14 protein-coding genes are annotated in these 14,209 nt (G+C 70.5%); 9 read left to right on the forward strand and 5 right to left on the reverse strand.

All coding sequences use genetic code 11. The annotated features are described in order from the left end of the window. Positions 1-15 precede the first annotated feature (15 nt). Positions 16-582, reverse strand: a complete 567-nt coding sequence (locus ASF53_RS20635; RefSeq protein WP_056203084.1) for a hypothetical protein — start codon at positions 580-582, stop codon at positions 16-18. A gap of 361 nt (positions 583-943) precedes the next feature. Between ASF53_RS20635 and ASF53_RS20640 the strand changes: the two genes are divergently transcribed. The 3 genes from ASF53_RS20640 to ASF53_RS20650 all read left to right on the forward strand — a co-directional run bounded on the left by ASF53_RS20640 (position 944) and on the right by ASF53_RS20650 (position 3,635). Continuing rightward, on the forward strand, positions 944-1,633 hold the full coding sequence (locus tag ASF53_RS20640; RefSeq protein ID WP_056203870.1) for a division plane positioning ATPase MipZ: 690 nt from the start codon (positions 944-946) through the stop codon (positions 1,631-1,633). Beyond that, a complete protein-coding gene (locus ASF53_RS20645; protein ID WP_056203087.1) occupies positions 1,617-1,970 on the forward strand; it encodes a ribbon-helix-helix domain-containing protein in 354 nt (117 codons plus the stop codon). Before ASF53_RS20640 ends, ASF53_RS20645 begins: the two co-directional genes overlap by 17 nt. 261 nt (positions 1,971-2,231) lie before the next feature. Then, a complete protein-coding gene (locus ASF53_RS20650) occupies positions 2,232-3,635 on the forward strand; it encodes a septal ring lytic transglycosylase RlpA family protein (protein ID WP_056203088.1) in 1,404 nt (467 codons plus the stop codon). Positions 3,636-3,647: 12 nt separating this feature from the next. On the opposite strand, the gene ASF53_RS26895 is transcribed toward ASF53_RS20650, so the two are convergent. The 3 genes from ASF53_RS26895 to ASF53_RS20660 form a co-directional block, all read right to left on the reverse strand. Next, positions 3,648-3,773: a hypothetical protein gene (locus ASF53_RS26895; protein ID WP_286134584.1), complete on the reverse strand. Its 126-nt coding sequence runs from the start codon at positions 3,771-3,773 to the stop codon at positions 3,648-3,650. 239 nt (positions 3,774-4,012) lie between these two features. After that, positions 4,013-5,914 (reverse strand): aq_1923 C-terminal domain, encoded by a 1,902-nt coding sequence (locus ASF53_RS20655; RefSeq protein ID WP_200943285.1) that lies wholly within the window; start codon positions 5,912-5,914, stop codon positions 4,013-4,015. A gap of 250 nt (positions 5,915-6,164) precedes the next feature. After that, positions 6,165-6,491, reverse strand: coding sequence for a HesB/IscA family protein (locus ASF53_RS20660; protein ID WP_056203093.1), 327 nt, complete (start codon positions 6,489-6,491; stop codon positions 6,165-6,167). Between the two features lie 125 nt (positions 6,492-6,616). Here ASF53_RS20660 and ASF53_RS20665 point away from each other — a divergent pair, with 125 nt between their 5' ends. Beyond that, positions 6,617-7,870 (forward strand): deoxyguanosinetriphosphate triphosphohydrolase, encoded by a 1,254-nt coding sequence (locus ASF53_RS20665; protein WP_056203095.1) that lies wholly within the window; start codon positions 6,617-6,619, stop codon positions 7,868-7,870. A gap of 27 nt (positions 7,871-7,897) precedes the next feature. On the opposite strand, the gene ASF53_RS20670 is transcribed toward ASF53_RS20665, so the two are convergent. Then, positions 7,898-8,455 carry a hypothetical protein gene (locus ASF53_RS20670; protein WP_056203873.1) on the reverse strand — a complete coding sequence of 186 codons (558 nt, stop codon included), beginning with the start codon at positions 8,453-8,455 and terminating at the stop codon, positions 7,898-7,900. 144 nt (positions 8,456-8,599) lie between these two features. Here ASF53_RS20670 and ASF53_RS20675 point away from each other — a divergent pair, with 144 nt between their 5' ends. The 5 genes from ASF53_RS20675 (at position 8,600) to ASF53_RS20695 (ending at position 14,173) form a co-directional block, all read left to right on the forward strand. Next, positions 8,600-9,061 (forward strand): acyl-CoA thioesterase, encoded by a 462-nt coding sequence (locus tag ASF53_RS20675; RefSeq protein WP_056203098.1) that lies wholly within the window; start codon positions 8,600-8,602, stop codon positions 9,059-9,061. A gap of 94 nt (positions 9,062-9,155) precedes the next feature. After that, positions 9,156-10,913: an arginine--tRNA ligase gene (argS, locus tag ASF53_RS20680; RefSeq protein ID WP_056203101.1), complete on the forward strand. Its 1,758-nt coding sequence runs from the start codon at positions 9,156-9,158 to the stop codon at positions 10,911-10,913. 29 nt (positions 10,914-10,942) lie between these two features. After that, entirely contained in the window at positions 10,943-12,358 is a 1,416-nt protein-coding gene (locus tag ASF53_RS20685; RefSeq protein ID WP_056203103.1) for an SPOR domain-containing protein, read from the forward strand. 247 nt (positions 12,359-12,605) lie between these two features. Further along, positions 12,606-13,634: a beta-N-acetylhexosaminidase gene (gene nagZ / locus ASF53_RS20690; protein ID WP_056203106.1), complete on the forward strand. Its 1,029-nt coding sequence runs from the start codon at positions 12,606-12,608 to the stop codon at positions 13,632-13,634. A 266-nt stretch (positions 13,635-13,900) separates the two neighbouring features. Beyond that, positions 13,901-14,173 carry a twin-arginine translocase TatA/TatE family subunit gene (locus ASF53_RS20695; RefSeq protein WP_056203111.1) on the forward strand — a complete coding sequence of 91 codons (273 nt, stop codon included), beginning with the start codon at positions 13,901-13,903 and terminating at the stop codon, positions 14,171-14,173. Positions 14,174-14,209 lie beyond the last annotated feature (36 nt).

Consider the following 14,209-nt stretch of genomic DNA (forward strand, 5'->3'; position numbering starts at 1 on the left):
GGGCAGCCGCGCCCCTCAGTGCACCTGCCGTCCGGTGCCGCGGAGATGGCGGGCCAGCTCGTGGCCGACCTCGACGGCGACCTCGTCGACGAGGCGGGCCAGGGGTGGATTGCGCAGGCCCGCGACCAATCCCTTCATCGCCGCGGCATGTTCGGCGAGGCGGTTGGCCTGCCGCTGCGCCTGATGGACCTCCGACTCGACCGGCCGGCGCCCCTCGGTCAGGTCGAAGGCGAGCCCCTGGGTTGTGAGGGCCCCCGTTTCGGGATCGCGCGTGCTTTTGCCCATCAGGCGCAGCCAGCGCGGACCGTCGGGGCCGGGACGCGTGCGGAACTCGGCCTCGAAGGGGCGTCCGTCGTCACCCGCCGCCCGCAGCACGCTTTCCAGCCGGACGGCGTCCTCGGCCTCCACCGCCGACAGCGCCAGCGTCAGCGGCGCTCCGGCCGCCGAGGCTGCCGGCACGGCCAGGAGGCGGGCCAGGATCGGCGACAGGGCGAGCCGGTTGGAATTCGGATCATGGGCCCAGGCCCCGAGGCAGGCGGAGCCGGCGAAGGCAGAAGGAAGGTCAGGTTGGAAAGCCGTCATCTCAAGGCACCGGCATCACGACTCCAGGCACGCAAGACCGCAGGCCGGGACTCGTGGAGAGCCCCAGGACCGACCCGATGAGAGCAGGCTTCGCTGTCGGAACGGCGGAAGAACGCAATCTCAGGTAAATTATCTGCAGTCAAAATTGCCTTAGGTTATGATAGCGGAAGGCCACCGCTCTCGTAAAGCGCTCAGGTGGCGCGACGAACAAAACTCAACCTCAAGTCAACAAGACGCGGATGGAGAGCCGGCAACGGCCTTAACGGGCGGTTAACCATGTTGGGCGAAATCCGGGGTCTGGGCAGCCCCGGCATCACAGCACCGGCAGCCTGTCGAAACCGAGAACGGTGGGGTGGCCGGCATGAAAGCAATCACGTTCGTCACGCAGAAGGGAGGCAGCGGCAAGAGCACCCTGTGCATCTCGCTCGCGGTCGCCGCACAGGAAGCCGGGCACGCGGTCTGCATCCTCGAGATGGACCGGCAGGCCACGATCACCGACTGGCTCGATCACCGCACCGCCGACGGCCCCGAAGTGGCCCAGATCGACGCCACGCAGATCGACCTCGTGATGGAGCGGCTGGCGGAATCGTCCTACGACTACGTCTTCATCGATACTCCCGGCATCGATTCCAACGGCACGCTCTCGGCGATCCGCGCGGCGGATCTGTGCATCATCCCCTGCCGGCCGACCCCCGCCGACCTGCGCGCCTTCAAGCCGACGCTCGCCGCCGTCTACCGCCTGGAGAAGAAGTTCGCCTTCGTCCTGAACCAGACTCCGCCGCGCTCCTACCGCATCCGCGATGCCGCCGACGGGCTCGCGGTGCTCGGCATCCTGCCCGACGTCAACATCGTGGCGCGCAACGACCATCAGGACGCCATCGGCGTCGGCCAGGGCGTCACCGAATTCAATCCGAAGGGTCAGGCCGCGGGCGAAGTGCGCCGGCTGTGGAGCTGGATCGAGCGCCGCATGCAGGCGGCGGGACAGCGGACCCGCAAGGGAGCGGCCGCAGAGACGGCCAAGGATACGAGAAAGCATGTCAAGGCCGCCTAAGCTCGACCTCGCCTCGATCGTCGCCTCCGCCGGCCCGGCCGGCGGGTCGCGGAAGGGCGCAGCCCGTTCGGCCGCGAAGGCGAACAGCCCATCGGGAGCGGAAATCGTCAGGCTCGATCTGGCGGCCTCCGCCGCGCCCGCACGGGCCGGGACCCTCAAGGAGCGCGCCAAGCAGATGTCGGTCTATCTGGAGCCCCCGGTCTACGACCAGCTCCGGGATCTGGCCTATGCCGAGCGCACCAAGATGCACGCCCTGATGCTCGAAGCCCTCGACCTGCTGTTCAAGCAGCGCGGCGCCCGCTCGATCGAGCAGGTGCTGGGCGAGAACCCGCGCTGAGAGGGGCGGCGGCCCTTCGCCGTGATGGGCCCATGACCATGCGCCGCGCAGCGTTCCTCTCGAGTCCTTGAGACTTATCTGCGCGCAACGCCTCGGCGCTCCCGCGACCCGACCACCCGTTCAGCCTTCCTTTACCGCGTCCGGACGATCCTCTGGGGACGGCCGGACGTCTGTTCCGGCTCGGCGTAGCGTATCCCCTGAGGCCCAGCTTTCCGCGGCCTTGCGGGAACCTGTGGCGTAGGCGGGGAGCGGGCGAGCGACATGACTCATGTCATGCCACGGGATTTGGCATCGATCAGAACGGCCGCGGACGCTCCGACGCGGGGTGCGGCGGTGGTTCTGCGACCGGCTCTGCAGCTCCTGGCGGTCTGCGCGGTGGCGCTGACGACCGCCAACTGCGCCAACAATCCGGCCAAGTTCGCGGGCGGCGCGTCCTCGGGCAGCGAGATCGATCCGAAATACGGGGTGAAGGCGAGCCGCCGCCTCTACAACGAGGGCGACGTGATCCCGAAGGGGGGCGGACGGCGCTTCTCGGGCAAGCCCTACGTGGTGGCGGGCAAGACCTATGTGCCGCGCGAGGATGCCCGCGGCTATGTGCGTGAGGGCCTCGCCTCCTGGTACGGCAGCGCCTTCCATGGCCGCGTGACCGCCAACGGCGAAGTCTTCGACCGCCACTCCATCGCCGCCGCACATCCCACGCTGCCGCTGCCGAGCTATGTCCGGGTGACCAACCTCGACAACGGCCACTCGATGATCCTGCGCGTCAACGACCGTGGCCCCTACCATGCCGGCCGTCTCATGGACGTGTCGGAGGAAGCGGCCCGCGCGCTGGAATTCCACCGCAAGGGCACGGCGCGGGTGCGCGTCGAGTATGCCGGCAAGGCCTCGGTCGCCGGCAGCGACGATCGCAAGCTGCTCGCAACCCTGCGCACCGATGGTCGCCCCGCCGCCATCGGGCGCGCGCCGGTGATGATGGCCGATCTCGGTCCCTCCGAGCCCGAGGCCGCGCCCGAGCGGCTCGAACGCGCCTCCCGCGCACTCGCCTTCCGCCCGGCGGGCGAGCGCGATGACGACGCGCCGGAGACCGCGGCCCCGGTCACGCGCCCGGCCCGGACTGCGCCGGTCGTGCTGGCCAGCGCCGCCGTCGCCGTACCGGCGGCGTTGCAGCCGACCGCCGCCCGCGCCGCGCCGTTCCGCCCGGCTCCGGTGGCGCTCGCCGCCGCCCCGGCCAAGCCGGCGATCGAGCCGCGCCGCATGATGGCCGAAACCGGCCGCTCCGCGCAGGCGGCCCATGGCCGGCACAAGGATGCTACGGTTCCGGCCCCGACGCGCTTGGCCGCCGCTCCGGTGAAGGGCGCCTCCGTGCCGGTCCGTACCGCGCAAGCGGTGCCGATGAAGGCGGCCACCAAGACGCCGGTCCCGCAATTGGCCGCCGCCGGCCCCGTCAAGGGCGCGCCCAAGCCCACCGGCAAAGCCGCGGCGCCCGAACCCGCCTCGCGTATGGCGGCGATGCCGCCCACCTCGAAACAGGCGATCGCCAAGCTCGCCAGCACGGCCCCGAGCACCAAGCCCGCCGCCAAGACGGCCACCAAGACAGCCGTCGCCCAGGCGTCCGGCCCGTCCGGCAGCAAGGCGAAACGCTCCCAGGTGGCGGCAGCGAACTGACGCCGCCCCGCCTCAAGCGGCGAGGGTGAACACGCCGAGCCCGTCGCGGACCGCCTCCAGCGTGTCCGCGGTCAGGCGTCGCGCCCGTTTCGTCCCGTCGCGCAGGAGGTCGAGCACGTCATCCGGGCGCTGCGCCAACGCGGCCCGGAGCTGGCGAAGGGGCGTGAAGGAAGGCTTCCAGCCGCGCCTTGACCGCCGTGAGGGGAGACCTGCCGGAATGACGCTGCCTGCCGCTCCACGGCGGCAGGGTTCGTCTGTCATGACCGAACGATGCCGCTCCCTAGAGGGAGCGCCACCACAGCGAGACGGGCCGGTGCACAGCGTCGGTCATGCCGCCTCGTATCACCGGCTGAGGGATTCGACCAAGGCGGGAAACGTCACTCGGCCTTGGCGTTGACTTCAAGCTTGTCGAGGACCGCCGCCGGGGTCGGGGCGGTGCTGACATCGACCATGCCGAGGCCCTCGCCGCTCTTCGCCTTGGCGCTGATCGAGAGGGTGCCGGGCTTGGCGACGAACTTGCCCATCGCCGCGCCGATCGCCTTGGCGGCAGCCGAGTTGCCGAGGATCACCGGTACGCCGATCACGCTCGCGGTGACGTATTCCTTGCGCAGCTCGTCGGGCTTGAGGCTCAGCACCTTCGCCTGGGCGTCGATGAAGCGCTCGAACAGGCCGCCATTCTCCAGCGTCAGATCCAGCGCCTTAGCGGTGGCCGAGAGCATGGCGAAGCCCGAGACCGCGGCATCGGGATCGAACACCTCGGGGCCGATACCACCGAGCGTGGCGGCGAGGTGGAGGCGGCCCATATTCTTGCCGGAGAGCGACAGCCCCTTGAAGCTCAGCTCCCGCTTGTCCTCGCTCCACGTGGTGTCGGCCGTGGCGTCGAGATCGAGGTCGCGGTAGCCGTAGAGGCCGAGCGAGCCGAGACCGGGGACGCCCTCGACGGCGGAGGCCGGCATGGTGAGGCCGGTCAGGGTGAAGCGGGTCTCGGTCGGCACGCCGTCCTTGGGCGGCCCGAAGCTCATGCTGGCGCCGCGCAGGCCGATATGGAGCGGCGGAAGCGGGACCAGCTTCGCCGCCTTGAGCGGATCGCGCGGGGCGGCCGGGTTGGGGGCCACCGCCACCTGCGCGAGATCGAGCCCGAGATCGGACAGGGTCAGCGTGCCGATGACCGGCGTCAGGCGGCGCAGCTCCGCCTCCTGCAGGTCCGGCGCCGGAGCGTCCCCCTTGGCGAGATCGGTGCCGGCCGGGAGCGGTGCCTTCGCGAGACGGCGCAGAGCGGCGATGGTCGGCTCCAGGGAGAAGCCGGTGAGCGAGAGGCGGGCGATCTTGCCCTGTGCTTCCTTGGCGCCGAAGCCGATCTCGGCGAGGGTGATGCCGGCCTCAGCTCCGCCCGCATAGCTCATGCGGCCGATGCTGAAGGAAAACGGGTCGTCGCCCTTCACCTCCTTCACGGTCAGGTCCGTCGCCTCGAGGCTGCCGACCGAGACCGATTCGGCGAGATCCGCGAGCAGGCCGGCGGAGCGGGCGCGCTTGGCTCGGTCGTCCTCGGCCAAGCCGCCATCGCCCAACGCCTCCACGGCGCCGCGCCAGGTCGCCGGCGTCTGGCGTCCGGCGAGGTCGCGGCCGGTCAGGCGGGCGATCGACACCGTGGTGCCACGCTCGTCGATGAAGGCGATGTTTTCGACGGCGAGCGCCACACAGAGGCGCTGAAGCGGACTGCTCGCATCGCCGGCCTCGCTGTAGAGGCGGGCCAGCGCGGTGAGATCGACCTCCTCGGCGCGGATGCGGCCATAGCTGCCGCTGCCCGCCTGCGGCGCGCCCTCCACGGAGAGCGTCGCGCCGGCCGCGGTCAATTCGCTGATGCGCCCCGCCCGGATCGTGCGCGCGGCCACGTCGCGGTAGGTCACGACCTGCCGCCGGTCGCGGTCGCGGCGCTCCACGCGCAGCTCCGGCATGGTGAGGCTGCCGGCATCGAGACGCTGGAGCCGGGCGGGCCACAGATCTTTGGCCGGATCCTTCGCGTCCTTGGCGTCGGCCTTGAAGATCGCGAGCAGATCATCGCGGGAGAGGCGCGTGCCGCTCACCGTGACCTTCGGCGCGGTGACGAGCGTGTCGCCGAAGGCGAGGCTCACATTGTCGAGGACGAGATCCTGGACCGCGGACGCCGCCTCCTGGGCGACAGCCGGCGCCGAGGGCGCGGGCCCTGTCAGCAGCGCGACCGCGCAAGCCGAGGCAAGCAGTGCCCGCATGAGGACGGGACGGCGCGTCGATGACGTCATGGCTGGATCAGATCGCAGGCTGGCGGGAGATCGGGCGGGAAATCGAGAATGGGCCGTGTGACGTCCATCCCTGCCGGTTTTCCACAGGCGTGGCAATTGCGCCGGTGCCACGGCAGGGCCATCGCGCGAAGCCGCCTAGGCCGCTTCGCGGCGCGACAGCCCCACGAACCGAGACTGTCCGCGGAGGCGGCCGTCGGCGCTTGAGGCCGGAACAGCGATCGTGTTCGCCTCCGATGACCGGGTCGCGCCCTCAGATTGCGAAGGAGGTGCCGCAACCGCAGGAAGCGGTGGCGAGCGGGTTCTCGATCTTGAAGGATTGGCCGATCAGGTCGTTCACGAAGTCGATGGTCGCGCCGCCCATATATTCGAGCGAGACCGGATCGACGAGCACGGTGGCGCCGTCACGCTCGATCACCACGTCGTCGCCCTCACGGTCGCGGGTGATGTCGAAGGCGTAGGAAAAGCCCGAGCAGCCGCCGCCGTTCACGCTGATGCGCAGCGACGAGCCGGGGGGCTCGGCACCCATGATCTCGTTGATCCGCTTGGCGGCGCGGGCGGTGAGGTTGATGTCGGCCATCGTGGCGCGGCCCCGTTTCTCGAACCGGTGTCGTGAAGGTGAAGCCTGCGATTGTCGCGGGCTTCACCCGACCCAAGATATGGGGTGCGAGGGCCGGCCGCAACGCGGCTGCGAAAGGAAGGATTGTGCAGGTGCGGCAGAACGGCGAGCGCTGGCGGGCGCCCTACGCCACCGATCCGGCGGCGACCCGCGGGCGGCTGATCCCCGAGGCGTTCTCGCCGACGCGCAGCGACTTCCAGCGCGACCGTGACCGGATCATCCACTCCACCGCCTTCCGGCGCCTGAAGCACAAGACGCAGGTCTTCGTGCATCACGAGGGCGACCATTACCGCACCCGGCTCACCCACAGCCTGGAGGTGAGCCAGATCGCCCGGGCGCTCGCCCGCGCGCTCGGCCTCGACGAGGATCTCGCGGAGGCGCTAGCGCTGAGCCACGACCTCGGCCACACCTGCTTCGGCCATACCGGCGAGGACGCGCTGCACGCCTGCATGGCGGAGTACGGCGGCTTCGACCACAACGCTCAGGCGTTGCGCATCGTCACCCGGCTCGAGCGGCGCTATGCCGGATTCGACGGGCTCAACCTGACCTGGGAGACGCTGGAGGGGCTGGTCAAACATAACGGCCCGCTCCTCGACGCCTCCGGCGCGCCGGTCCGGCGCCACGCCGCCGACGGCATCCCGGCGGCGGTTCTGGAGTACAACGCCGGCAACGACCTCGAACTGTCGTGCTTCGCCGGCCCGGAGGCGCAGGGCGCGGCACTCGCCGACGACATCGCCTACGACGCGCACGACCTCGATGACGGCTTGCGGGCCGGGCTGTTCGATCTTTCCGACCTCACGACCGTGCCGTTCCTGGCCGGGTTGCTCGACGAGATCGACACCCTGCATCCCGGCCTGGAGCCGTCGCGAAAGATCCACGAGTTGGCGCGCCGGGTCATCACCCGCTTCGTCGAGGACGTGATCCGCGAGAGCGAGGCGCGCATCGCCGCGCTGGCGCCGGGCAGCGTCGGCGACATCCGCGCCGCGCACGAGCCGGTCATCGCCTTCTCGCCGGCCATCGCCACGGCGGATGCCGACATCAAGCGCTTCCTGTTCGCGCGGATGTACCGCCACCCCGAGGTGATGGCGGTGCGGGCCAAGGCCGCGACCATCGTCGACGACCTGTTCTCGGCCTTCCGGGCAGACCCCGCGCGGATGCCCGCCGAATGGTCGGAGGGGCTGGAGAATGCCAGCGAGGCCCGCATCGCCCGGCGCATCGCCGACTACATCGCCGGCATGACCGACACCTACGCGGTGCTGGAGCACGGCCGGCTGTTTGCTGCGACGCCCAACCTGCATTGGAGCCCGCCGAGCCGCGGCCTGCCGCTGACGGACCCGTGAGGCCCCGCCAGCGTCAGACTTACGCTCTTATTCGCAGATGCAGCCCGCGCCGTAGCCGGTGTTGTAGACCGGCGCGTAGCCGTGGCTGACGGGCGCGTAACCGTAGCCATAGGCCGGTGCCGCATAGCCGTAGGCGGGCGCGCCGTAGTCGTAGCCGTAACCACCCCAACCGGTGCCGCCGCTCAGCGCGCCGCCGGCGAGGCCGAGGCCCAGACCCAGCCCGGCGCCGGCCAGACCGATCCCGGCCCCCGCGAGGCCGAGGCCGGCACCCCGGCCGTAGCCGTAGCCGCGACCGTAGAAGCCGCGCGCGGCGTGGCCGCGATAGCCGAAGCCGTGATGGCCATAGCCGCGAGCCCCGAAGCCGCGATGCCCGAAGCCGCCGCGCGGGCCGGCAAACCCGCCGCGATAGCCACCGAAGCGGCCGGCATGATTGAAGCGGGCGCCGTAGCCGTGATGGCCGAGGCCGCCATGGTGGCGGCCGCCGCCGACATACCCGCCATGACCGCCGAAATCGCGGGCCCCGGCGGTTGCGGGCGCGAGGATCAGGGTGGCGAGGGCCGTGGCGGCGAGGGCGAAGGACTTCATCGAGGCAGTCTCCATGCAGGATCTTGCCTCGACAACGCCGCCGTTCGCGCCCTGCGTGCAACGCTGCATTCTACCGAGAGAGCTGCTTGTCCCCGCGCGAAAGGCGGCATGGGACACGCATGGGGCCAGATGACGGAGGATTGATTGAGCGCCGACCGCACCACCCCGCGCGAGACCCGCGCCGCCTATCCCCGGCTCGTGCCGCTGACGACGCGCTGGGGCGACAACGACGTCTACGGACACGTCAACAATGTCGTCTACTACGCCTTCTTCGACACGGCGGTGAACGGGATCCTGGTGGAAGCGGGCGCCCTCGACATCGCCCGCTCCCCCGTCATCGGCCTCGTGGCGGAGACGGGCTGCCGCTACTTCGCCCCGGTCGCCTTCCCCGATCGGATCACCGCCGGCGTGCGGGTGGCCCATCTCGGCCGCAGCAGCGTGCGCTACGAGATCGCGATCTTTCGCGAGGACGAAGGGGAGGCCGCCGCGCAGGGGCATTTCGTCCACGTGTATGTCGACCGGGAGACGCGCCGGCCGGTGCCTCTGCCGGAGCCGCTTCGGGCGGTGCTGACGGAACTCGCGGTCGGCCCGGCGGAGGCGCCGTGACACTCCCGCCCGCCATTGCTATGCCGCCCCGGACGGTTCCGGCCGCCCGACGCGCGGGTGGGCCGGCACGCGGTAACGACGAACACTGAGCCTCATGAACATCTTCGCCCTCTTCGAGACGCGCGTGCGCGAGGCGCTCGAATCCCTCACCCGCTCCGGCCGGCTGCCCGAGGGGCTCGACCTGTCGCGCGTCGTGGTCGAGCCGCCGCGCGACGCCTCGCATGGCGATCTCGCCACCAACGCCGCCCTGGTGCTGGCCAAGGAGGCCAAGCAGAATCCGAAGGCGCTCGGCGAGGCGCTGGCCGAAGAACTGCGCACCGATCCCCGGATCGTCGAGGCGAGCGTGGCGGGCCCCGGCTTCATCAACCTGCGGCTCGCGCCGGAGATTTTTCAGGACGTGATCCGTGCCGCGCTCCGCGAGGGCGAGGGGTTCGGGCGCGGACATATGCCGGGCGGGCCGGTCAACATCGAGTACGTCTCGGCCAACCCCACCGGGCCGATGCATGTCGGCCATGGGCGCGGCGCGGTGTTCGGCGACGCCCTCGCCAACCTGCTCGCCGCCGCCGGCCGGCCGGTGACGCGCGAATACTACATCAACGATGCCGGCGCGCAGGTCGATGTGCTCGCCCGCTCCGCCTATCTGCGCTACCGGGAAGCGCTGGGCGAGACGATCACGATCCCCGAGGGGCTCTATCCCGGCGACTACCTCAAGCCGGTAGGCATGAGCCTGGCGGAGACGCATGGCCGGGCACTCCTCGACCAGCCCGAGCAGGAATGGCTGCCGCAGGTGCGCCGCTTCGCCATCGACGCGATGATGGCGATGATCCGCGAGGATCTCGCGGCGATCGGCATCCGCCACGACGTGTTCTTCTCGGAAGCCACGCTTCAGGGCGAGAACGGCGGTAAGGTCGCGGAGCTGCTCGACGCGCTGCGGGAGAAGGGCCTCGTCTACGAGGGGCGCCTGCCGCCGCCCAAGGGCCAGTTGCCCGACGATTGGGAGGACCGGGAGCAGACCCTGTTCCGCTCATCCCAATTCGGCGACGACGTGGACCGGGCGCTGCTGAAGTCCGACGGCTCCTTCACCTACTTCGCTTCCGACATCGCCTATCACCGCGACAAGTGGCTGCGCGGCGCCAACGAGCTCATCGACGTACTCGGCGCCGACCATGGCGGCTACGTCAAGCGGATGCAGGCGGCGGTGAAGGCGGTCAGCGACGGGCAGGCCCGGCTCGACGTCAAGCTCTGCCAGCTCGTGCGGCTCTTGCGCGCAGGCGAGCCGGTGAAGATGTCAAAACGCGCGGGCGAGTTCGTGACCCTGCGCGACGTCATCGACGAGGTCGGCCGCGACGCGATCCGCTTCATGATGCTCTACCGCAAGAACGACGCGACGCTGGATTTCGACCTCGCCAAAGTGGTGGAGCAGTCGAAGGACAACCCGGTCTTCTACGTGCAGTACGGCCATGCCCGCCGCTTCTCGGTGCTGCGCCAGGCCCGCGAGGCGATGCCCGGCGAGGACTTCTCGCCCCAGGCGCTGCTGGCCGATGCGGACCTGTCGGTCCTCACCGATCCCGGCGAGATCGAGATGATGCGTCTGATTGCTCAGTATCCGCGGGTGCTCGAATCAGCGGCGGCAGCGCACGAACCGCATCGAATCGCGTTCTATCTCTATGAAACGGCAAGTTCGCTTCATAGTTTCTGGAATAAGGGCAAAGACTTGCCGCAATTACGGATTGTTAATCCAACCGACAGAAACTCCACCCGGGCTCGCTTAGCCCTCGTCGAGGCTTTGGGCGGCGTTCTCGCCTCCGGCCTTGCGGTTTTGGGTGTCTCCGCACCCGACGAGATGCGGTGACCGAGGACGGTTGTTGAGAGGATGAGGCCATGACGGGACACGCTTCGCGCGCGACGGTCGACTTCGATGCCTTCGAGCGTGAGCTGCGTCAGACGTCGCAGGAGGCGATCCGGGCGAAGGCGCCGCAGGCCGCCCCCAAGGGCGCACCCAAGGGCGACCCGCTCGCTGAGCTTGCCCGCATCGTCGGACAGGACGATCCCTTCCGCGCCCTTCTGGAAGCGCGGGAGAAGGGTGCCGCCCAGGAGGCGGCTCCGGTGATGCGTGCGTCTGAGACGGGCCGTCCGGCCCGCGTCGAGCCGACCTTCGTGGACGAGCCCGCCCACGACCCGGCCCGGAATCCGGCGCATGCCGACATGCAGGGTCAGCCGCATGGCCAGTCCCAGAGCCCGGCGGACGCCTTCGACCAGTATCTCGCCTCGGTCGAGCAGGGCATGTACGCCGACGGCACGACCGATCCGGCGGCCTTCGCCGAGGCCGACGAGACTTACCGGACGCGGCCTGCGGACCGTCCGCGCGGCCGCAACCGCCTCGTCCAGGTCGGCGCGGGCCTCGCCGTGGTCGCCGTCTGCGTCGGCGGTGCCCTGGCGTGGCGCGGCACCCATGGCGGTGGCAGCGGCGGCCCGATCACCGTGCTCGCCGACAAGACCCCGCTGAAGGTGCAGCCGGCAGCGACCGACGGCGTCGAGATTCCCGACCAGAACAAGCAGATCTACGACCGCAACGCAAAGGACGGTCAGATCAAGATCGTCAACCGCGAAGAGCAGCCGCTCGACGTCAACCAAGCCGCCCGCACCGCTGCCGCCCGCAATGACGGCGGCGAGCCGGGGCAGGGCGGCGCGACGCCCGGCAGCACGTTGTCCGACACGTTCGGTGAGCCGCGCCGGGTGCGCACCGTCTCGGTCAAGCCGGACACGCCGGTCCACCAGCCGCCGGCACCCGCGGCCGAGACCGCTCAGGCGCCTGTCTCGGCAATCCCGACCATGACGATGCCCGACAGCACCGCGACGCCGTCCCCGGAGCCCCGTCGCTCCGCGTCGCGCACCCTGGCCACGGCACCGGCGACCACGCCCGTCGCCGAGGCACCGCCGGAGGCGCCGGCCGCGCGTCCGAAGGCGCCGCAGCGCGTCGCCTCCGTCTCGCCCGAGACCACCGCCAGCACCTCCGAGCCGGCCACCACCTCCTCCGCCTCGCTCACGGCGCCGATCAGCGGCTACTCGGTCCAGCTCGGCGTGCGCGGCAGCGAGAGCGAGGCGCGGGCCGCCTTCCGTGAGATGCAGGGCAAGTACAGCCAGCTGTCCGGCAAGCCCGAGCTGATCCGGCAGGCCGAAGTGAACGGCAAGACCCTGTTCCGCGTCCGCGTCGGGCCGCTCGCCAAGAACGAGGCCTCCAGCCTGTGCAGCGCGCTGCAGGGTGCGGGCGGCCAGTGCTTCGTCGCCAAGAACTGAGGCGAGCCCCCGCCGCATCGGCCGGCTCAACGCCGATCGTCCCGTTCGATCCCTCATCCTGAGATGCCCGCGTCGGCGGGCCTCGAAGGCTCTTCCAGATCCCCCGCGATTCCTGGACGATCCTTCGAGGCCGCGTCGCGGCACCTCAGGATGAGGGCGTGAGCGGGGTCGAATCCGCGCTCGGCCTTTTTCCGATTGCTGCAAGCCCGCTCGCCCGTCTCGCCCGATTCCGAGGAACGCCGGCCCCATGACTTCTGCCAGCATGACCTCCGCCAGCACGCCCCGCGCCGTCATCCTCGGCTGTTCCGGTACGACGCTGACGCCCGAGGAGGCCGCCTTCTTCCGCGATTTGCGGCCCTGGGGCTTCATCCTGTTCAAGCGCAACATCGGCACGCCGGACGCGGTGCGTGCCCTGACCGCCGCCCTGCGCGAGACGGTCGGCCGGGCGGATGCGCCGATCCTGATCGATCAGGAGGGCGGGCGGGTGCAGCGCATGGGCCCGCCGCACTGGCCGAAATATCCCGCGGGCGGCCGCTTCGGCGGCCTCGGCGACAATGCCGCAACCATCGCCCGGCTCGGCGCCCGGCTGATGGCGCATGACCTCGCCTCGGTCGGCATCAATGTCGATTGCGCGCCGATGCTCGACGTCCCCGTCGCGGGCTCGGACAACATCATCGGCGACCGGGCCTATGGCGACACGCCGGAGCGGGTGATCGAACTCGGCCGCGCCGTGGCCGAGGGGCTGATGGCGGGCGGGGTGCTGCCGGTCATCAAGCATATTCCCGGTCACGGCCGGGCGACCTGCGACAGCCATCTCGACCTGCCGGTGGTCGAGGCCGACCGCGTGAGTCTGGGCGCGAGCGACTTCCGCCCGTTCCGGGCGCTCGCCGATTTGCCGCTCGCCATGAGCGCGCATGTGGTGTTCACCGCCCTCGACCCCGAGCAGCCCGCCACCCTGTCGGAGCGGGTGATCCGCGAGATCGTGCGCGGCGAGATCGGCTTCGACGGCCTCTTGATGACCGACGACCTGTCGATGCACGCGCTCCAGGGCCCGTTCCGCGAGCGGGCGCAAGCCGCCTACCGCGCCGGCATCGACGTGATTCTCCATTGCAACGGACGCATGGACGAGATGCGGGCCGTCGCCGAGGCCGCGACCGATCTCGCGGGGGAGGGCGCGCGCCGGGCCGAGGCCGCGCTCGCCCGCCTCACGCTTCCGGACGCCCTCGACGTCGCCGAGGCGCGCGCCCGCTTCGAAGAAGCCTTCGCGATCGCATAACGGCGCTCACGCTGCCTCTTTTCTGGCCTCGAACACCGGCAGCCGCCTTCACGGCCTCGGCGTCCGCTCCGCGGGGCGCTTTTCGCCTCCGACGGCCTGACGGGGCGCCCGGCCACGAGGCGGCGTGCGACAAAGAAGGGCAAGCCCTGCGCAGCCTTTGCCCGCCTGTGCGCCCTGCACTGCTTGTGTTCGCGCCACTCGATCCCTAGGTTCGCCCCAATTCAAGTGGAGGCGCCGCCGGAGTTGGTGCGGCGTAGGAGGTTGCCATGGGCAGCATGAGTGTCTGGCACTGGGTCATCGTGGCGGTCGTCGTCATGCTGCTGTTCGGCCGCGGCAAGGTGTCGGAGCTGATGGGCGACGTCGCCAAGGGCATCAAGGCCTTCAAGAAGGGCATGGCCGACGACGAGACCCAGCCGACGACGACGACCAGCGCTCCCCCGGTCGGCCCGAACGATCCGGTCCGCACGCTGCCGCATCAGGGCGCGCCGGGCACCGCCCCGCAGCCGCATGTGCCAGCGGGCGACCATAAGGCCGTCTGACCGACAGGCTCAACACGGGGCGCGCAAGGGCCGCGA

The organism is Methylobacterium sp. Leaf123, assembly GCF_001423405.1.
Lineage (GTDB): Bacteria > Pseudomonadota > Alphaproteobacteria > Rhizobiales > Beijerinckiaceae > Methylobacterium.

What these genes read in the sequence shown, in the direction of transcription:
- ASF53_RS20695 (WP_056203111.1), top strand. Translation starts at nt 13,901, where the DNA reads ATGGGCAGCATGAGTGTCTGGCACTGGGTCATCGTGGCGGTCGTCGTC.
- nagZ (WP_056203106.1), top strand. Translation starts at nt 12,606, where the DNA reads ATGACTTCTGCCAGCATGACCTCCGCCAGCACGCCCCGCGCCGTCATC.
- ASF53_RS20635 (WP_056203084.1), bottom strand. Translation starts at nt 582, where the DNA reads ATGACGGCTTTCCAACCTGACCTTCCTTCTGCCTTCGCCGGCTCCGCC.
- ASF53_RS20660 (WP_056203093.1), bottom strand. Translation starts at nt 6,491, where the DNA reads ATGGCCGACATCAACCTCACCGCCCGCGCCGCCAAGCGGATCAACGAG.
- ASF53_RS20640 (WP_056203870.1), top strand. Translation starts at nt 944, where the DNA reads ATGAAAGCAATCACGTTCGTCACGCAGAAGGGAGGCAGCGGCAAGAGC.
- argS (WP_056203101.1), top strand. Translation starts at nt 9,156, where the DNA reads ATGAACATCTTCGCCCTCTTCGAGACGCGCGTGCGCGAGGCGCTCGAA.
- ASF53_RS20670 (WP_056203873.1), bottom strand. Translation starts at nt 8,455, where the DNA reads ATGAAGTCCTTCGCCCTCGCCGCCACGGCCCTCGCCACCCTGATCCTC.
- ASF53_RS20685 (WP_056203103.1), top strand. Translation starts at nt 10,943, where the DNA reads ATGACGGGACACGCTTCGCGCGCGACGGTCGACTTCGATGCCTTCGAG.
- ASF53_RS20655 (WP_200943285.1), bottom strand. Translation starts at nt 5,914, where the DNA reads ATGACGTCATCGACGCGCCGTCCCGTCCTCATGCGGGCACTGCTTGCC.
- ASF53_RS20645 (WP_056203087.1), top strand. Translation starts at nt 1,617, where the DNA reads ATGTCAAGGCCGCCTAAGCTCGACCTCGCCTCGATCGTCGCCTCCGCC.
- ASF53_RS20650 (WP_056203088.1), top strand. Translation starts at nt 2,232, where the DNA reads ATGACTCATGTCATGCCACGGGATTTGGCATCGATCAGAACGGCCGCG.